Source organism: Mycolicibacter acidiphilus (assembly GCF_018455725.1).
Lineage (GTDB): Bacteria > Actinomycetota > Actinomycetes > Mycobacteriales > Mycobacteriaceae > Mycobacterium > Mycobacterium acidiphilum.
In genome coordinates this window covers 1-17,601 of record NZ_JAHCLR010000071.1, presented here as the reverse complement: position 1 = coordinate 17,601, position 17,601 = coordinate 1, and the positions used below count along the sequence as shown (strand labels likewise).

General features: G+C 70.6%; 17 protein-coding genes and 1 pseudogene. 9 read left to right on the top strand and 9 right to left on the bottom strand.

Going from position 1 to position 17,601, the window contains the following annotated elements; translation table 11 throughout:
- Positions 1-418: pseudogene (locus tag KIH27_RS20720) on the bottom strand (hypothetical protein); the annotation flags it as partial.
- Here KIH27_RS20720 and KIH27_RS23090 point away from each other — a divergent pair.
- Positions 407-2,938 (top strand): hypothetical protein, encoded by a 2,532-nt coding sequence (locus tag KIH27_RS23090; RefSeq protein ID WP_214094855.1) that lies wholly within the window; start codon positions 407-409, stop codon positions 2,936-2,938. The pseudogene KIH27_RS20720 and the gene KIH27_RS23090 overlap by 12 nt on opposite strands.
- On the opposite strand, the gene KIH27_RS20710 is transcribed toward KIH27_RS23090, so the two are convergent.
- On the bottom strand, positions 2,935-3,933 hold the full coding sequence (locus KIH27_RS20710) for an IS481 family transposase (RefSeq protein WP_214094859.1): 999 nt from the start codon (positions 3,931-3,933) through the stop codon (positions 2,935-2,937). The genes KIH27_RS23090 and KIH27_RS20710 overlap by 4 nt on opposite strands.
- Before the next feature lie 320 nt (positions 3,934-4,253).
- On the opposite strand from KIH27_RS20710, the gene KIH27_RS20705 reads away from it, so the two are divergent.
- Both KIH27_RS20705 and KIH27_RS20700 read left to right on the top strand, forming a co-directional pair.
- Positions 4,254-4,565 (top strand): DUF732 domain-containing protein, encoded by a 312-nt coding sequence (locus KIH27_RS20705; RefSeq protein ID WP_214094854.1) that lies wholly within the window; start codon positions 4,254-4,256, stop codon positions 4,563-4,565.
- A gap of 78 nt (positions 4,566-4,643) precedes the next feature.
- Positions 4,644-4,958 (top strand): DUF732 domain-containing protein, encoded by a 315-nt coding sequence (locus KIH27_RS20700; protein WP_214094853.1) that lies wholly within the window; start codon positions 4,644-4,646, stop codon positions 4,956-4,958.
- A gap of 31 nt (positions 4,959-4,989) precedes the next feature.
- On the opposite strand, the gene KIH27_RS20695 is transcribed toward KIH27_RS20700, so the two are convergent.
- Positions 4,990-5,910, bottom strand: coding sequence for an SAM-dependent methyltransferase (locus tag KIH27_RS20695; RefSeq protein ID WP_214094852.1), 921 nt, complete (start codon positions 5,908-5,910; stop codon positions 4,990-4,992).
- Positions 5,911-5,927: 17 nt separating this feature from the next.
- Positions 5,928-6,863 carry a class I SAM-dependent methyltransferase gene (locus tag KIH27_RS20690; protein WP_214094851.1) on the bottom strand — a complete coding sequence of 312 codons (936 nt, stop codon included), beginning with the start codon at positions 6,861-6,863 and terminating at the stop codon, positions 5,928-5,930.
- Between the two features lie 293 nt (positions 6,864-7,156).
- Between KIH27_RS20690 and secY the strand changes: the two genes are divergently transcribed.
- From secY to map, 3 genes are read left to right on the top strand one after another with little or no spacing between them, the layout of a single operon-like run.
- Positions 7,157-8,488, top strand: coding sequence for a preprotein translocase subunit SecY (gene secY / locus KIH27_RS20685; protein ID WP_214094858.1), 1,332 nt, complete (start codon positions 7,157-7,159; stop codon positions 8,486-8,488).
- Positions 8,485-9,036 (top strand): adenylate kinase, encoded by a 552-nt coding sequence (locus KIH27_RS20680; protein WP_214094850.1) that lies wholly within the window; start codon positions 8,485-8,487, stop codon positions 9,034-9,036. Before secY ends, KIH27_RS20680 begins: the two co-directional genes overlap by 4 nt.
- Positions 9,037-9,834, top strand: a complete 798-nt coding sequence (map, locus tag KIH27_RS20675) for a type I methionyl aminopeptidase (RefSeq protein WP_214094849.1) — start codon at positions 9,037-9,039, stop codon at positions 9,832-9,834. It abuts the gene before it with no gap.
- 3 nt (positions 9,835-9,837) lie between these two features.
- On the opposite strand, the gene KIH27_RS20670 is transcribed toward map, so the two are convergent.
- Together KIH27_RS20670 and KIH27_RS20665 are read right to left on the bottom strand one after the other, a co-directional pair.
- Positions 9,838-10,545: a hypothetical protein gene (locus KIH27_RS20670; protein WP_214094848.1), complete on the bottom strand. Its 708-nt coding sequence runs from the start codon at positions 10,543-10,545 to the stop codon at positions 9,838-9,840.
- Positions 10,542-10,913, bottom strand: a complete 372-nt coding sequence (locus KIH27_RS20665; RefSeq protein WP_214094847.1) for a hypothetical protein — start codon at positions 10,911-10,913, stop codon at positions 10,542-10,544. The genes KIH27_RS20670 and KIH27_RS20665 overlap by 4 nt, the downstream gene beginning before the upstream one ends.
- Before the next feature lie 59 nt (positions 10,914-10,972).
- On the opposite strand from KIH27_RS20665, the gene KIH27_RS20660 reads away from it, so the two are divergent.
- Positions 10,973-11,479, top strand: coding sequence for a MarR family winged helix-turn-helix transcriptional regulator (locus tag KIH27_RS20660; RefSeq protein ID WP_214094846.1), 507 nt, complete (start codon positions 10,973-10,975; stop codon positions 11,477-11,479).
- 48 nt (positions 11,480-11,527) lie between these two features.
- On the opposite strand, the gene KIH27_RS20655 is transcribed toward KIH27_RS20660, so the two are convergent.
- Positions 11,528-12,703, bottom strand: a complete 1,176-nt coding sequence (locus tag KIH27_RS20655; RefSeq protein WP_307856965.1) for a GAF domain-containing sensor histidine kinase — start codon at positions 12,701-12,703, stop codon at positions 11,528-11,530.
- Positions 12,700-13,353 carry a response regulator gene (locus KIH27_RS20650; RefSeq protein ID WP_214094845.1) on the bottom strand — a complete coding sequence of 218 codons (654 nt, stop codon included), beginning with the start codon at positions 13,351-13,353 and terminating at the stop codon, positions 12,700-12,702. Before KIH27_RS20650 ends, KIH27_RS20655 begins: the two co-directional genes overlap by 4 nt.
- 383 nt (positions 13,354-13,736) lie before the next feature.
- Between KIH27_RS20650 and KIH27_RS20645 the strand changes: the two genes are divergently transcribed.
- On the top strand, positions 13,737-14,285 hold the full coding sequence (locus tag KIH27_RS20645) for an HAD family hydrolase (RefSeq protein ID WP_214094844.1): 549 nt from the start codon (positions 13,737-13,739) through the stop codon (positions 14,283-14,285).
- Between the two features lie 26 nt (positions 14,286-14,311).
- Positions 14,312-14,971, top strand: a complete 660-nt coding sequence (locus KIH27_RS20640; protein WP_214094843.1) for a L,D-transpeptidase family protein — start codon at positions 14,312-14,314, stop codon at positions 14,969-14,971.
- A gap of 436 nt (positions 14,972-15,407) precedes the next feature.
- Here the strand turns inward: KIH27_RS20640 and ltrA are convergent, their stop codons facing one another.
- A complete protein-coding gene (gene ltrA, locus KIH27_RS20635) occupies positions 15,408-17,204 on the bottom strand; it encodes a group II intron reverse transcriptase/maturase (protein ID WP_250150482.1) in 1,797 nt (598 codons plus the stop codon).
- Positions 17,205-17,601 lie beyond the last annotated feature (397 nt).

Sequence of the window (17,601 nt, the reverse complement as noted above, 5' to 3'; positions counted from 1 at the left end):
TGTTGGTGGTCAGGGTGGTGCCGGCGGTGCCGGTGGTGCCGCGGGTACGGCTGGCCTCGGTGGTGCCGCGGGTGCTGGGACCGGTGGCACCACCGGTAACTCCGGTGCTTCTGCGGGCCAGGGCGTGCAGGGTGTGGGTGGCAACGGTGGCACCGGTGGTGTCGGTGGTGGTGGTGCCACCGGAACCACGGGCACCGATAACTCGGGTGCGGCGCTGCCGGCGAACGGGGCGGATTCGACGCAGTCGGGTGTCGCTGGCGGTGCGGGTAACACCGGTGTTGCCGGTGGCACCGGTGGTCAGGGTGGCTCCGGTGGCCAAGGCGGCACCGGTGGTGCGGCCGGTCTGGGGTCCACCAATGGCACGGCTGGAAACGGTGGCACCGGTGGTGCCGCGGGTGCCGGCGGTATGGGTGGTCATGGCGGGAACGGCTCGAATGGTGGGGCTGGGTTCACCGAGACCGGCACGACCGGGTTGTCGGGGTCTAACGGTGGTGTCGGTGGCCAGGGTGGTGCCGGCGGCGCCGGTGGTGCCGCGGGTACGGCCGGTGGTGGTGGTGCGGCCGGTGCTGGGACCGGTGGGCAGGCCGGTGGCACCGGCGCCAGCGCCGGTAACGGTGCTCTGGGTGTCGGTGGCGATGGTGGCCAAGGTGGTGTCGGCGGCAACGGCGCTACGGGTACGACCGGCGGCAACGGTGTGGCCGGCGGACCGGGCACACCGGGCACGGCAACCACCCCCGCTGGCACCGGCATCACCGGCGGTAACGGCATCGCCGGCGGCACCGGTGGCGGTGGTGGCGAAGGCGGGCAGGGCGGCGCGGCCGGCCACGGATCCACCGACGGCCAGGTCGGTGCAGGAGGCGAGGGCGGCGCCGCCGGCAATGGTGGCCAGGGCGGCAACGGCGGTGCGGGTGGCACCGGCGGCACCGGGTACACCCCGACGACGACCAACGGTGCCAGTGGCGGCCAGGGCGGGACCGGTGGCACCGGTGGCAACGCCGGCCACGGCGGCCAGGCCGGCACGGCCGGTGCGGGCGGCCTGAACGGCGCCGGCGCCGACCAGGCGAACTCCGGCGCGAGCGGAAGCGCCGGCGGCAACGGGACAGCCGGGGTCGGCGGCAACGGCGGCGTCGGCGGCAACGGCGCGCAGGGGACTGCCGGGACGGCGACGCAGGCCGGCGGCACCGGGGGCCACGGTGGCACCGGCGGTAACGGCGGACAGGGCGGCCTGGAAGCCGACAACACCACCCACGCCCAGCAGGGCGACGGCGGCGCCGGTGGCATCGGTGGCAAGGGCGGGACCGGAAGTGCTGGAGCCAACGGCAGTAATGGGGTTCTGGGTCTTGGCGGCGTGACTCCACCCAGTACGGGCGGCACGGCCGGCGTGGGCGGTGTCGGCGGCACCGGTGGCAACGGTTTCAACGCCGGTGCGGGTGGTGCGGGCGGTGTCGGTGGTACGGGCGGAACCGGCGGCACGGGTGCTGATGCACTGGCCAGCATCGGGATCGTAGGACTGGGGCCGCAGGATGGAGCCGCCGGCGGCCTGGCTGGCGCCGGCGGGGTGGGCGGTGTCGCCGGCACCGCGGACGGTGGGGCTGCCGGAGCCAACGGCACCGGTGGCAACGGAGGCGTCGGCGGGGCCGGCGGAACAGGCGGAAATGACCTCGTCGGTCTGATCGGCGCAGGCGGCCAGGGCGGCCACGGCGGCACCGGCGGGGTGGCCGGCGTCGGCGGCGGCAGTGGGGCGGATCAGGGCACAGCCGGCGTCGGCGGCGACGGCGGCGCCGGCGGCAAGGCCGGCGACTCGGCCGTCAGCGTCATCGGCGGTGGTGGCGGGACCGGTGGCACCGGCGGCACCGGTGGCGCCGCCGCCAACGAGGCCGGCAGCATCGCCGGCCAGGGCGGCGTGGGCGGCCACGGCGGCAACGGGGTCGCCGGAACCGTCGGCGGAGGCAAGGGCGGTGTCGGCGGCGTCGGCGGGGCGGCGAGCAACGCCGACGGCAGCGTCGGCGGCGCCGGCGGTAAGGGTGGCACCGGCGGCTACAACACCCTCGGGCTGGCAGCCGGCAGCGACGGCGGCTCGGGCGGCACCGGCGGTGCGGCGGGCAGCGGGACCGGCAGTATCGGCGGTGCCGGTGGTCAGGGCGGTGACGGCGGCAGTGAGCTCATCGGGCTGCTGTCCGGTGGTGCGGGCGGCACCGGCGGCACCGGCGGTGTCGGTGGCAGTGGAGCGGACAGCGTCGGCGGCGCCGGCGGCCAGGGCGGCACCGGCGGCATCAATGTCGCCGGCGCCGCCGTCGGCAGCGCGGGCGGCCACGGCGGCGCCGGTGGCGCCGCCGGTACCGGGACCGGCAGCGTCGGCGGTGCCGGCGGTCAGGGCGGCACCGGTGGCAGCAACATCGCCGGTGTCCTGGGCGGCGGTAAGGGCGGCGATGGTGGCACCGGTGGCGCCGCCGGTACCGGGACCGGCAGCGTCGGCGGTGCCGGCGGTCAGGGCGGCACCGGTGGCAGCAACATCGCCGGTGTCCTGGGCGGCGGTAAGGGCGGCGATGGTGGCACCGGTGGCGCCGCCGGTACCGGGACCGGCAGCGTCGGCGGTGCCGGCGGTCAGGGCGGCACCGGCGGCAACAACCTCATCGGTGTCGCGGCGGGTGGCAACGGTGGGTCCGGTGGCGTCGGTGGCACCGGAACAACAGCAGGCACCAACGGCGGCGACGGCGGCGCGGGCGGCAATGCCGGTGGCGGCCTGGTCAACGCGTTCTCCGGCGCCGGTGGCACGGGCGGCGCCGGCGGCAACGGCGGCGCCGGTGGCATCGGCGGCACCGGTGGCAACGGCGGTAACGCGGCCGGCGGCGGAGCCACGCAGGGCAGTGGGCCGACCGGCACCACGGGCGGTGCCGGTGGCACCGGCGCCCCAGGAGCGATCATCAGCGTGGGCTAGCTGTGATGCCCAGGGAGGTTGGTCAGCCGGGTGACCGGTGGCTTGCCTCCGACTGCGGAGTGGACGCGGTGATGATTGTAGAAGTGGAGCCAGTCGGGCAGGACGGCGTTGCGCTGTTCGGTTGACTCGTAGAAGCGGGCGTAGGCCCAGCCGTCGGCCAGGGTGCGGTGGAATCTTTCGATCTTGCCGTTGGTCTGGGGCCGGTAGGGGCGGGTCCGTTTGTGGGTGATGTTCAGGGCGGCGCAGGCGTCACGCCAGGCGTAGGACCGGTAGGCCGAGCCGTTGTCGGATAAGACCCGTTCGGTTGTGACGCCGTGGTCGGCGAACCAGGCAACGGCGCGTTGCAGTACACCGATCGCGGTGGCGGCTTTCTGATCGGCGCAGATTTCGGCGTAGGCGACGCGGGAGTGGTCGTCGATGACGGTGTGCACGAACGCAATCCCGATCCGCGGGCGATAGTCCTTGCCGCGGTCGCCGGTTCGCCGGGCGGTGGCGCGGGCGTTGAGTTTGCTTTGCTGCTCGGTCAAGAACTTGTGCCCACCGCCGTCAGGGATATTGGCGAACTTGGTGACATCGACGTGGATCAGCGAGCCGGCATGGTCGTGCTCGTAGCGGCGCAATTGCTCGCCGGTAACGCGATCGATGTGCGATAACCGGTTGATGTGGCAGCGTGTGAGAACCGCGTGAACTGTTGAGCTGGCCATACCGAGTCGACCGGCGATCTGGACCGGGCCGAGCCGGTGTCGCCAGCGCAGGCGCACGATCGCCCGCACCGCAGGCGGCGGTGTCTTTGTGGGGCTGGTGTGCGGGCGAGAGCTGCGGTCAGCCATGCCGGCCGGCCCTTCGGCGCGATACCGGTCGGCCCACCTCTTGGCCGTGCGCAGGCTGACCAAGAACATTTTGGCAGCTGCACTGTACGTCCAGCGATCGTCGACGATGAGTCGTGCGAGCCGTAGGCGTGCGCGTGGGGTTAGTGCCGCATTAGCGTGGGACACGAAGGCCTCCTGGTTGATGAAGCGGTTCCTTGACAGCTCCACTTCACAACCGGAGGCCTTCATCTGTCAGGCAGTCACGCCGATCGGACGGTGACAACCTCCCTGGGCATCACAGCTAGCCGACGCCGCCGGCTAGGGGTTTTCGCTACCCGTGATTGCAACCGCACCGGCTGGACGCCGTTGTCAGGGCGCAGTACGGCGTTCCGGCTGAGTAACGGCCGTGCGGCCACTGTGCATCAGGGGCGCCCGCCGGTAAACCGCAGCGTGATTGAAAACCCGTCCGCGCCGAGCGGGTGCCCGTCCCACGCAGAATTCCGACTGTGAAACGAGTACTGCTGTCGGCGGGAATGGGTGTGCTGGTGCTGGTCGGTTCTGCGACGCCGGCCTGCGCCGACGACGCCGGCCCGGACGGCGGCTTCCTCAGGTCGCTGACCGGCGCCGGGCTGAGCCACCGCGGCAGCGACCAGACCGCCATCACCGCCGGCCGTGCGGTCTGCCAACTGATGGACGCCGGCCTGTCGCCGATGGACACCGTCACCGCCGTGCAGACCACCAATCCCGGCTTCACCATCGAGCGGGCCGCCCAGTTCGCGGCGATCTCCACGGCCAGCTACTGCCCCGAACACATGTAACAAAGATTCAACAATTCGCTCCACGACTGAAAATGCTCGGAAACGTGGCCGTAACGCATCCAACGGAGACTTCAAGGCATGAAACGGTTACTGCTGCTGGCGGCCACCGCCGCCGCGATCGGACTGGCGGGCACCGCGCACGCCGACCCGACGATCGCCACCGGTAACGACGCACAGTTCCTGGCCGGCCTGTCCGGCGCCGGGCTGCACCACCGCGCCAGTGACACCGTCACCGTCTCGGCCGGGCGGGCCGTCTGCCAGCTGATGAACGCCGGCCTGTCGCCGATGGACACCGTTACCGCCGTGCAGACCACCAACCCCGGGTTCACCCTGCAGGAGGCCGGCCAGTTCGCCGCGATCGCCGCCAGCAACTACTGCCCGGAGCACGTCTGAACAACCCGGCTCGCCTAAGACTTCGTCGCCATCACCTGCGTACCGCGGTGATGGCGATGACGTTTCGGAAGGGGGCCGACGCGTCCGCGTCCGGGAAGTCGGGGAACGCAAGGCCGTACTCGTCGTAAAGCTCCTTGCGCGGGCGCGTGGTCACGTCCCAGCCCCGCTCGGTGAGGTAGTCGGCGACGTTGTGCCGCTCACCGGTGTAGAACAGCGCCGTCATGTCCAGGTCGTAGCCGTGGGAGCGCCACTGGTCGGTGAGCGTCTGCGCGCGCTCGGCCATCTGGTCCCCGGTGTCGGGGTGCATCTCGGTGGCCAGCCGGCTGCCGGGTGCGCTCAGTGCGGTGATGTCGTCGAACAACCGGTCCTGGGCGTCCGGGGGCAGATACATCAGCAGCCCCTCGGCGCTCCACGCCGCCGGCCGGCCGTCGTCGAAACCGTTGCGGCGCAGGGCGTTCGGCCAGTCGTCGCGCAGGTCGACGGCGACCGTGCGACGCTGCGCGGTCGGCTCGGCGCCCAGCCGGGCCATCGCGGCGGACTTGAAATCCACGACCTGCGGCTGGTCCACCTCGTAGACGGTGGTGCCGGGCGCCCACGCCAAGCGGTAGGCCCGCGAGTCCAGCCCGGCCGCCAGGATCACCGCCTGCGAAACCCCGGCACCCGCTGAGTCGGTGAAGAACTCGTCGAAGAACCGGGTTCGGACCGCCAGTGAGCCCGCCATCCGCTGCACGTCGCCGGCGTGCTCACCGGCCGCGGCGGTCAGGTCGATCCCGCCGTCGATCAGTCGGGTGAAGAAGTCGATGCCGACGGCGCGCACCAGGGGAGCGGCGTACGGGTCGTCGATGATCGCATCCGGTCCGGCGGTGGCCAGGGCGCGGGCCGCCGCCACCATGGTGGCAGTGCTGCCCACGCTCGACGCCAGATCCCAGGAGTCGTTGTCGGTGCGGGTCATCTGCGGATCACCTTCTGCTAGGCCAGGATGCCGGTCAGGTAGGAGATCCGGGCGAAACCGGGGACGTCGCCGTCCTCGGTGAGCGGCGCCAGACCGTGCTCGGCGAACAGTTCGTTGATGCCGCGACTGCTGATCTTCCAGCCCAGGCCGGCCAGGTAGTCGGGGGCCTCGTTGCGGTCGCCGAAGTAGATCAGGTCGGTCATGTCCAGGTCGAGACCGTGTTCGCGCATCCGACCGGCGGATTCCTGCATCTGCTGGCGTGCCTTGGCCTCGTCGTCGCCGGAGATTGCCGGAACACTCTCGACGGCGAACCGGCTGCCCGGGGCGCTCAGCGCGGTGACGGTGTCGAGCAGCCGGTCCTGTGCGTCGGCGGGCAGGTAGGCCAGCAGGCCCTCGGCGCTCCACGCGGTCGGCTGGGTCGGGTCGAAACCGGCTGCACGCAGGGCCGCCGGCCAGTCGTCGCGCAGGTCGATCGCGACCGTGCGCCGCTCGGCGGTGGGTTCGGCGCCCTGCTCGGCCAGCACCCGGGTCTTGAACTCGATGACGTCGGGCTGGTCGATCTCGTACACGGTGGTGCCGGCGGGCCAATCCAGCCGGTAGGCGCGGGCGTCCAGCCCGGACGCCAGGATCACCACCTGGCGGACGCCGGCGTCACAAGCATCGAGGAAGAACTCGTCGAAGAACCGGGTGCGGACCGCCATGTTGTCGGCCATCCGTTCCATGCTCATCGGGCCGTCCTCGGCGAGCGCGGCCGGGTCCAGCTCACCGCTGGCCAGCCGGCTGAACAGGTCCAGTCCCACCGCGCGCACCAGCGGTTCGGCGAACGGGTCGTTGATCAGCGGCTGGGCCGAGCGGGACGCCATCGCACGGGCGGCGGCCACCGCGGTGGCGGTGGCACCCACACTGGAGGCGAGATCCCAGGTGTCTCCGGAGAATCGGCCGGTGCGTGTCATGTGAACTCCTGTCCGCGAACGAATGACTAATTAGCGTGTTTAACGATCTGTCGGCGACTGTACGCCACCGTCCTGACGGTGTGCTGGCAGTGCGCTCCCAGGGCAGCCCAGCCCGTTGGGGTCAGCTGTTAATCTCGTAGACTGCTGACGCATCCGAAGACATGCCCGGCCGCATCACCGTTGGCCTGCACGTCTACGCGAAAACGCAGGACTGCCCCAGGACTAACCGGGGCCGGCAGAACCCGGCCCATTGGAACGCCGCGACCGGACCTCGGCTGCGCAGGAGGAGAAGAGTGTTCTCGGCTTTCATCTCATCACTGCGGACACCCGACCTGAGGCGGAAGATCCTGCTCGCGCTGGGCATGATCGTGATCTATCGGCTCGGCGCCTCGATCCCGTCGCCGGGCGTCGACTACCAGAACGTGCAGCAGTGCATCAAAGAGGTCAGCGGCGGCGACTCGGCGCAGGTCTACTCGCTGATCAACCTGTTCTCCGGCGGCGCGCTGCTGCAGCTGACGGTGTTCGCGATCGGCGTGATGCCCTACATCACCGCCAGCATCATCGTGCAGCTGCTGACGGTGGTCATCCCGCGCTTCGAGGAACTGCGCAAAGAGGGCCAGTCCGGTCAGAACAAGATGACCCAGTACACCCGCTACCTGACGGTCGCGCTGGCCGTTCTGCAGGCCACGTCGATCGTGGCGCTGGCCGCCAACGGCGGGCTGCTGCAGAGCTGCAGCCTCAAGAACGACATCATCGCCGACCACTCGATCTTCACGCTGATCGTCATCGTGCTGGTGATGACCAGCGGGGCGGTGCTGGTGATGTGGATCGGTGAGCTGATCACCGAGCGCGGCATCGGCAACGGCATGTCGCTGCTGATCTTCGCCGGCATCGCCGCTCGCATCCCGGTCGAGGGCAAGACGATCCTGGACAGCCGCGGCGGCCTGGTGTTCACCATGGTCTGCCTGGCGGCGCTGGCGATCGTCGTCGGCGTGGTCTTCGTCGAGCAGGGGCAGCGCCGCATCCCGGTGCAGTACGCCAAGCGGATGGTGGGCCGCCGGATGTACGGCGGCACCTCGACCTACCTGCCGCTGAAGGTCAACCAGGCCGGTGTCATCCCGGTCATCTTCGCCTCGTCGCTGATTTACATCCCGCAGCTGGTCACCCAGCTCGTCCGCAGCGGCAAGGGCGGCGCCGGCAACAGCTGGTGGGACAAGTTCGTCTCCAGCTACCTGTCCGACCCCAGCAACTGGGCGTACATCTCGATCTACTTCGGCCTGATCATCTTCTTCACCTACTTCTACGTGTCGATCACGTTCAACCCCGACGAGCGGGCCGACGAGATGAAGAAGTTCGGCGGGTTCATCCCGGGCATCCGGCCGGGCCGGCCGACCGCCGACTACCTGCGGTTCGTGTTGAGCCGGATCACGCTGCCCGGCTCGATCTACCTGGGTGTGATCTCGGTGCTGCCCAACCTGTTCCTGCAGATGGGTAATTCCGGCACCGTACAGAACCTGCCGTTCGGCGGCACCGCGGTCCTGATCATGATCGGCGTCGGACTCGATACCGTGAAGCAGATCGAAAGCCAGCTCATGCAGCGCAACTACGAAGGGTTCCTCAAGTGAGAGTCATTCTGCTGGGACCCCCGGGGGCGGGGAAGGGCACGCAGGCGGTCAAGCTGGCCGAGAAGCTGGGCGTGCCGCAGATCTCCACCGGTGATCTGTTCCGCTACAACATCTCCGAGGGCACCGAACTGGGCAAGCAGGCCAAGGGCTACCTGGACGCCGGCGACCTGGTGCCCGCCGAGCTGACCAACGCGCTGGTGGCCGACCGGATCGACCACGACGACGCCGCGAAGGGCTTCATCCTCGACGGCTACCCGCGCTCGGTCGAGCAGGCCGAGGCGCTGCACGAGATGCTGGTGGCCCGCAACACCGCCCTCGACGCCGTGCTGGAGCTGCGGGTCAGCGAGAAGGAACTGCTGGCGCGGCTCAAGGAGCGCGGTCGGGCCGACGACACCGCGGAGGTCATCCACAACAGGATGAGCGTCTACCGCGAGGAGACGGCGCTGCTGCTGGACTACTACCAGGCGGAGCACGAACTGCACGTCGTGGACGCGCTGGGCACCGTCGACGAGGTCTTCGGCCGTCTGCTGGCCGCCCTGGGCCGCTAGGTGATCGGCCTGCCGAGACGGCGCAGCCGCAAGGTGGTGCCGCATCGCAGCCCCGGTGAGCTCGACGCGATGGCCGCGGCCGGTGCCGTGGTGGCCGCCGCGCTGCGGGCCGTCCACGAGGCGGCCGTCGCCGGCGCCTCCACCCTGGACCTGGACCGGATCGCCGAGTCGACGATCCGCGGCGCGGGGGCTACCCCGTCGTTTCTGGGTTATCACGGTTTCCCGGGGTCGATCTGCTCGTCGGTGAACGACCGCGTGGTGCACGGCATCCCGACCGCCGATGACGTGCTGGCCGCCGGTGACCTGGTCTCGATCGACTGCGGTGCGATCGTCGACGGCTGGCACGGCGACGCCGCGATCACGTTCGGCATCGGGGACCTGACGCCCGCCGACGCGGCGCTGTCGGAGGCCACCCGCACGTCGATGGAGTCCGGGATCGCGGCGATGGTCCCCGGCAACCGGCTCGGCGACGTCTCGCACGCCATCGAATCCGGCGCCCGCGCCGCGGCGGCGGAGTTCGGCCGGCAGTTCGGCATGGTGGCCGGCTACGGCGGGCACGGCATCGGCCGCGAGATGCACATGGACCCGTTCCTGCCCAACGAGGGATCGCCGGGCAAGGGGCCGCTGCTGGTGGCCGGGTCGGTGCTGGCGATCGAGCCGATGCTGACGCTGGGCACCGCCAAGACCGTCATCCTCGAGGACAAGTGGACGGTGGTCACCGCCGACGGGTCCCGGTCGGCGCACTGGGAGCACACCGTCGCGGTGACCGACGACGGGCCCCGGATCCTGACGCTCTGACGCCTACCGGGGCAGACCCCACTGCCACGGTTCGCGGGTGCGCACCGGCAGCCACGCCGACGAGTCGTCCACGACGACCGTGCTGCGCTGACCGGTGGCGTCCCGCAGCAGAATCTGCCCCGCGTCGAACTGCTCGACCCGACACCAGCCGTCGTCGTAATCCAGGTCGACACCGGCCCGGGCGGGCACGAAGTCACCCACCCGCACGTCGCGCCAGCGTTTCTTCGCAAAGCACCGGCCGGTGGCCGTGGTGTCCGGCCACGGATCGGCGGCGCCGCGGGCCCGGTCGTGGCCGGCCAATTCGGCCGCGGTGAACACCTCGGTGAAATCAGCCAGGTGCGTGCGGGCGGCGGCCTCGAACGCCGCGATCTGCTCGGCCGGATCGGAGCAGGTCTCGAAGTTCAGCCCGAGGCGCACCGCCCGCCAGAGCGGATCGAACGGCGGGCGGGCGATCCCGCGGGCCGCCAGGGCGTCGGCGACCGTGGTCGCGTAGCGGGCCAGCCAGCGCACCGCCGCATCGCCGCCGGCCTCCCACAGCCAACTGAGCAGCGCGCCGACGGTGGTGCCGGCGTGCTGATACCCGGACTGCTCGACCTCGGCGGCGAACCGGGCGGCCTCGGCGCCGAACGCGTTTCCGAGCAGCACCTCCTCGATGTCGGGGGTGAGCACCAGCGCGCCGGGCGGCACCGGCCGGTGCGGGTCGCCGGTCATGTCGCGGCCCCGGTGACCCGCAGGCCCACCGCGGCGAGCGCCGCCAGGGTGACGTGGGTGAGGCCGCGGTCCTCGAGTGCGTCCAACACCCCGGTCAGCGTCTCCGCGGCCAGCACCGCTGCGGTGCGCTCGCCGCACCGATTGCAGGTCAGCCGGTATCGGGGCGGGTCGTCGGGTAACCGGGTGACACCGGGCCCGCGGGCGGGACCGGCCCGCCACTCCTCCCATCGGCACTGCTGTCCGACGCGGCAGAACGCGGTCACCCCGACCCGGCCGCCGTGGGCGGCGTCGTCGCAGTAGACGAACACCCGGGGCCGTGCCTGGTCGCCGATCGCCATCGTCGCCACCCACTCCCGTGCGCCGGACATTGGACCCAGCATAGGAGCGGGATGCCCGCCGGTGGGTCGATGATGCGGTATTAAGAAGCGTGCCCGGTTCCCGCCCAGAACATCCCGACCCGATCGCGGTGGCGCGCGCCAACTGGGAGCGGGCCGGCTGGGGTGACGTCGCCGACGGCATGGTCGCGGTGACGTCGGTGATGCGGGCCCATCAGATCCTGCTCGCCCGGGTGGAGGCGACGCTCAAGCCGTTCGACCTGAGCTTCGCCCGGTTCGAGTTGCTGCGGCTGCTGGCGTTCAGCCGCACCGGGCAGCTGCCGATCACCAAGGCCTCCGACCGGCTGCAGGTGCACGTCACCAGCGTCACGCACGCGATCCGGCGACTGGAGGCGGCCGGGCTGGTGCAGCGGCTGCCGCATCCCACCGACGGCCGCACCACGCTGGTGTCGATCACCGAGCAGGGCCGGGCGGTGGTGGCCGACGCGACCCGCAGCCTCAACGCGGAGGTGTTCGCCGACATCGGGATGTCGGCGCAGCAGTCGCAGGCGCTGTCCGCGGCGATCGAGACGCTGCGGCACCGGGCCGGGGACTTCTGACCCGCGCGAGCGTGCCCAACTCACCGGCAAAAGCCCAGGTGGGCGTGGTCAGCTCTGCGCGGTCGGCGGGGTGGGGATCGGGATGGTGGCGGTGACGGTGGTGCCGGCGCCGGGCCGCGACCGGATGTTGAGCCGCCCGCCGACCAGCTCGGCGCGTTCGGACATCGACAGCACCCCGTAGCCGCCCATCTCGTCGCCGCCGACCGGGTGCTCGAAGATGTCGAACCCCACCCCGTCGTCGACGATCTCCAACCGGGCGGTGGCCGGCTCACCGGAGACGCTGAACCGCAGCCGGGCGGTGCTGGCCGCGGCGTGCTTGACGATGTTCTGCAGCCCCTCCTGCGCGATCCGGTACAGCGCCAGCTCGATGTGCTCGGGCAGCCGGGTCTCGGCGAGCTCCAGCTCCAGCGCCAGCTGCGGGATCGACCCGGCCAGGCTGGCCAGCCCGCCGGCCAGGCCGAGGTCGTCGAGGACCGGCGGACGCAGGCCGCTGATCGCCACCCGGGCCTCCTCCAGCGTCAGCCGGGCCAGTTCGCGGGCGGCCTCCAGCTGCTCGGAGGCCTGCGCCGGGTCGGCGCCGACCAGCCGGGCGGCGGCGTCGAGCCGGTAGGACAGTGTGACCAGCCGCTGCGAGATGCCGTCGTGGATGTCGCCGGCCAGCCGGCGGCGCTCGATCTCCTGGGCCTCGATCACCTGCTCGACGAAGAGTTCGTGGGCCCGTTCGCGGGCCACCAGCTGCCGGTGCAGCCGGGCCTGGTGCAGGGCGCCGGCGATCAGCCGGCCGATCACCCGCAGCAGCTCCACATCGGCGTCGGTGAACTCGCGGCGCGCCACGGTGTGCACATTGAGCACCCCGACCAGGCCGCCCGGCTCGGTCTCCATCGGCACCGACACCATCGAGGTGAACTGGTCGCCGCGCAGCGCATCGATCGGCAGGTAGCGCGGATCGGACTCCTTGTCGTCGGTGATCACCACCGGCTCCCGGTGTCGCGCCACCCAGCCGGAGACCCCCTCGTCCAGCGGGAACCGGATCTTGCCGACCTGCACGTCGAACGGCGGGGTGGCACCGGTCAGGGCCAGCGACTGCCCGGCGTCGTCGAGGACGTGCACGAAGCAGATGTCGGTGCCGGTGACCGCGGTGACCATCCGGGCGGCGGCCGCGGCCAGCGGCTGGACGCCGGGGCCGCTGGGTTTATGCGGCCGCTGCCGGCGGGCGGGGCTCACTTGTAGATCCCCTCGCGCAGTGCGGTGGCGACGGCCCCGGTGCGGTCGGTGACGCCCAGTTTGCGGTAGATGGAGCGCAGATGGGTCTTGACGGTCTCGTCGCCGATCACCAGTTTGGCGGCGATGCCCCGGTTGGACAGGCCGCTGACCGCGCACGCCAGGATCTCGCTCTCTCGCTGGGTCAGACCGTGTGCGGCGCCCGGCCAGAACTCGTCGCGCTGCAGCCGGGCGGCGGTGCCGGCCGCGCGTGCCGCCATGCCCGGGTCGATCACGGTCTCGCCGCCGTGCGCCAGCTCGATCTGACGGACCAGGTCGTCGCTGCCGATGCTCTTGAGCAGGTAGCCCCGCGCCCCGACCCGCAGGGCCTCGAACAGGTACTGCTCGTCGTCGTAGACCGACAGCATCACCACTTTGCGGTCCGGGTCGCGCTCGCGCAGCGTCACGCAGAGGTCCAGGCCGCTCTCGCCGCGCATCCGCACGTCGCAGAGCACCACGTCGGGGTCGGTGTCGGCGATCACCGCCAGGGCCTGCGCGGCGCTGACCGCCTGCCCGACCACGCTCACCCGGTCGGCGAAGCCGGTGAGCATGGCGCGCAGCCCCTCGATCACCATCTCGTGGTCGTCGACGAGGACCAGCCGAACCGGTTTCATGGCATGACCATAGCGCCGCGGGATGGTGGCGACGGTTCGGCGAGCCTCGCCGGAGTCGGCCCGGAGGGACGGCGGAGGTGAGGGGAGGCCGGGGGCGTCGCGGGATGGTGGCGACGGTTCGGCGAGCCTCGCCGGAGTCGGCCCGGAGGGACGGCGGAGGTGAGGGGAGGCCGGGGGCGTCGCGGGATGGTGGCGACGGTTCGGCGAGCCTCGCCGGAGTCGGCCCGGAGGGACGGCGGAGGTGAGGGGAGGCCGGGGGCGTCGCGGGATGGTGGCGACGGTTCGGCGAGCCTCGCCGGAGTCGGCCCGGCTGGCACAGTTCCCCCACCCGGTTCCCCCGAATGGGGGAGGACGCGGCCGCGCATTCGGGGCATCGTGGGGTCATGCAGAGCACAACGGAGCAAGCGACATGGACCGACACCGGCCGCAAGTTCTGGTGGGGCCCGGCCCCGCGGGTGGGCGCCCCGGTGGACGCTGAGGTGTACCCGCTGCAGGCGGTGATCTTCGACCTGGAGGCACTGGCCGGGCCCGACGGTGAACCCCGCGACGGGGTGGTCGACCTGATGCTGAGCCTGTTCGGTGCGGGCCTGTGGGTGGCGGTGGTCAGCGCCGGATCGCGCGACTGGGTGCAGTCCCGGGTGCGGGAGCTCATCGGTGACGGCATGGCCGAGACCGTCGTCTGCGCCGACGACCTGACCGGTCCGGGCGGTGACGCAGAGCTGTACCGGCTGGTGCTGTGGGAGCTGGGCATCGTCGCCGGTGAGGCGCTGGTCGTCACCGGCTCGGAGGGCAGCAGCCGGATCGCGGCCGGGCTGGGTCTGCCGACGGTCGCCATCGGCGACTCCGGGTACGACGGCCTGACGGCCGGCGGCTGCCGGGAACTGCAGGCGGAGTTGGTGGTCGCGCGGTTCAGCGGCCGCGCCGCGGGGTGATTCGACGCGCCGTCGATAATCGAGTGGTGCGTCGTCTGCTGGTTCTGCTCTGCACGGTGGTGTGTGCCGTGGGTGGTGCGGCGGTGATCGCGCCACGGGCCGCGGCGGACGTCCTGCCGTGGTTCGGCAACACGGTGGGCAACGCGAGTCAGGTGGTTTCGGTTGTCGGGGTGGGTCACTCGACGGCGAAGATCGACCTCTACCAGCGCACCCCGGCGGGCTGGGAGCCGGTCGGGGTGGGAATCCCGGCGCATGTCGGCTCGGCGGGCATCACCCCGACGACCCGGGAAGGTGAGCCGTCGACTCCGATGGGGGTCTTCACACTGGACTCCGCGTTCGGCACCGCGCCGAATCCCGGCGGGGGACTGCCGTATGTGCAGGTCGTCGGCTCCGATTACTGGTGGGACAGCGACGTGGCCAGCCCGACCTACAACACCATGCAGGTCTGCCGAAAAGCGCAGTGCCCGTTCAACACCGCGGCCAGTGAGAACCTCGCGATCCCGCAGTACCGGCACGCGGTGGTGATCGGCGTCAACAAGTCCCGCACCCCCGGCGACGGCTCCGCCTACTTCTTCCACACCACCGACGGCGGGCCGACCGCCGGCTGCGTGGCGATCGAGGATGCGGCGCTGGTGAAGATCATCGGTTGGCTGCGTCCCGGCGCGGTGATGGCGATCGCGAAGTAGTTCAGCAGTCTGCGTGCCCGCCGCGTCCAGCACTGGGTTGTGGTGTCACTGAACTAACCAAGGTGACGTGTCGCGAACCTACCCCCTTGTGTGGCCTCGTGATTTAAGCCCGTGGTTGCTGAGACCGCTTTGCGTGCAGAGCATTTCGCCGTGGCGGCTCCCGTCCGCTGGCGCTGCCGTCCGCCGGCACGGATCGAATCAGCCCCGAGCCCGAACCTGCCGGTGATCTCGCGGTGGTAGCGGGCTGCCAACTTCACGGTCCGAGATCGGATCAAGCACCGACTCACGGACATGGTCACGCCGGGACCGGTCATCGCCACCGTGTAGACGCGATGACACCGGAAATCAGCGCTGACCTGCGCGGTCGGGTAGCCCCGGCGCATTGCTGCGCCGGGGCCCCCTCAGAACCGTGCGAGCGAGTTTCCCCGCACACGGCTCAAGCAAGCCCCGCGGACTTTGCGGGTGTCGGTCTCGTGCCGCCACGAGCTCGAAGGCTGCGGTGACATGAGGTGTGTACCAGGCGGGTTCTGTTGCCGTCCGGCGCGCCGCCTCGCCCGTGATGGGTGAGGCAGTCGGCGGCGATCGCCCGTTTGACGATGCTCAGCCACCAGCGCTCCCAGTCGTGCGGGGATTGCGGGGGCTGATCCGGGGTGAGGACGTAGTCCCCGCACAATGGACAGCGCCCGTCCTGCTCGGTGAGCAGGCGCAGGTTATAGCTGTCCAACGGGGCCAACACCTTTCGCCGCCGTACGGCCCAATAGTCGATCAGGTTGGGGTCGTCTGGTGACGCCCCACGCCAGACCGGCCGGTGCCGGACGATTCCGGTCCAAGAAAACTTGACCAGGTAGGCGATGTCCCCACGATCGTTGAGCACGTGATCGCGGGCGCCGAACACCCACCGGTCGTTCCTGAACCGGTTGAACCTGCCGAAGTAGCGACGCACGATCCACTTCTTCGGCTTGTTGGGATGGCTGTGCTTGACCCACTTGTAGGTCAGCCGCCACAGATAGTTGTCCAGCGCAGCGAAGACCTTGCTGGACACCACCCCCCGGTAGTAGGCGGCCCAACCCCGGATGATCGGGTTGAGCCTGGCGATAAGCGCCAACGCGTTCGAGCCACGCATACGGCGTATCTCCTCGGCGAGCCTGGCCCGGATTCGCCTGACCGCATCCTGGCTCGGTTTGATCAACAGCTTGCCCGGCCGACCACCGCGCTGGTATTGGCGCACGTTGAAGCCGAGAAAGTCGAAGCCCTCTTTGAGGTGCACGATGCGTGTTTTGTCCTCGTTGAAGGCCAGACCCCTCGGCGCCAGCCACCCAGCAAGCCGCGCCTTGACATCTTCGGCCTGCTGTCGGCTATGACAGCAGACCGCGAAATCGTCGGCATACCTGACCAGAATCGGGGTTCCCGGAACCGCTGTCCCGGTGTTGACACCGGTTTGGCGGTAACGGACCCCTGCGGCCTCCTCCAGCCCATGCAGCGCCACGTTCAACAGCAAAGGCGAAATCACACCGCCCTGGGGAGTTCCCTCCTCAGTCGGGGCGAACCCTTTGCCCGGATCGAACACACCCGCCTGCAGCCAGCGCTTGATCAGTTCCCGAGCGGGGAATCCGCCGAGCGCATCGAGCAACCGGACATGATCAATCCTGTCGAACGCGGCCGACAAGTCGGCATCGAGAATCCACACCCGTTGAGCACCAGAGCCTTTCAAGGTGGAATACAGCGAGCCGATCGCGTCGGCGCAGCTGCGGCCAGGGCGAAACCCATACGAGCGGGCCTCGAATCTGGCTTCCCACTCCGGTTCCAGCGCGTTGCGGACCCGCGCCTGGTGGCACCGATCCATCAGCACCGGAATCCCGAGCGGACGCTGCTTGCCGCCTGCCTTCGGAATGTACACGCGTCGAACCGGCACCGGCTCCCACGACGACCGCGAGTCATGCACCCGCACCGCCATGTTCGCTCTGGCCTCCGGCGACAGGGCAACCACCCCATCGATCCCGGCCGTTCGACGCCCGGCGTTGCGCTGGGTGACCTGCCGCACACTCACCAACGTGTTCGACCAGGAACCCAGCATCAGTTTCTGCAGCGACCGGACCATGGCCCAGTCCTGCTCCCGCGTCGCCGTGAAGATCCTGCGCCGCAGCCGGATTACGTTATGCTCATGGGCACGCCAGTCGATAGCGTCCCAGTCGAGCGCGACGTCCCCGGGTCCGTTCACCACAGTGGTGTCCAACGTGCCCCTTCGGTTCATCCAAGCCATCGGCCCCAGGTGTTCACAGGCTCACCTGTCCACGTCAGCACCCTTTCGAGTCCGGCCGCTCGGGGCCGGCATCCGGCCGGTTCCCCACGACGGCCGCCTGGAGCAGCAGCCACGCTGTCGTGAGTCCCGTCGCCTTTCGGCCACCGGCATCCGCTTCTTGGACATCCTGTCCCGCCGAGGGATTCCGCCCCTCTTACGATCGGCCTACCGGACCGGCTCGGCCCGGACCCCGACGGGGTTTCCACGTTCCACGCATACGAGACACGGCCGGGGTGGGTGCCCCCTGTACCCCGAGGCCAGCGGTGTTCCTACGACCGGCTCTCACTGCCCGGTTGTCGACCGCCAGGTTGATGGGACCACTCTGACCGGG

Excerpts from the sequence above, each read along its gene's own strand:
- KIH27_RS20665 (WP_214094847.1), bottom strand. The coding sequence starts at position 10,913 with ATGTCCGGCGCACGGGAGTGGGTGGCGACGATGGCGATCGGCGACCAG.
- KIH27_RS20645 (WP_214094844.1), top strand. The coding sequence starts at position 13,737 with ATGCAGAGCACAACGGAGCAAGCGACATGGACCGACACCGGCCGCAAG.
- KIH27_RS20650 (WP_214094845.1), bottom strand. The coding sequence starts at position 13,353 with ATGAAACCGGTTCGGCTGGTCCTCGTCGACGACCACGAGATGGTGATC.
- KIH27_RS23090 (WP_214094855.1), top strand. The coding sequence starts at position 407 with ATGGGTGGTCATGGCGGGAACGGCTCGAATGGTGGGGCTGGGTTCACC.
- KIH27_RS20690 (WP_214094851.1), bottom strand. The coding sequence starts at position 6,863 with ATGACACGCACCGGCCGATTCTCCGGAGACACCTGGGATCTCGCCTCC.
- KIH27_RS20700 (WP_214094853.1), top strand. The coding sequence starts at position 4,644 with ATGAAACGGTTACTGCTGCTGGCGGCCACCGCCGCCGCGATCGGACTG.
- KIH27_RS20695 (WP_214094852.1), bottom strand. The coding sequence starts at position 5,910 with ATGACCCGCACCGACAACGACTCCTGGGATCTGGCGTCGAGCGTGGGC.
- KIH27_RS20670 (WP_214094848.1), bottom strand. The coding sequence starts at position 10,545 with ATGACCGGCGACCCGCACCGGCCGGTGCCGCCCGGCGCGCTGGTGCTC.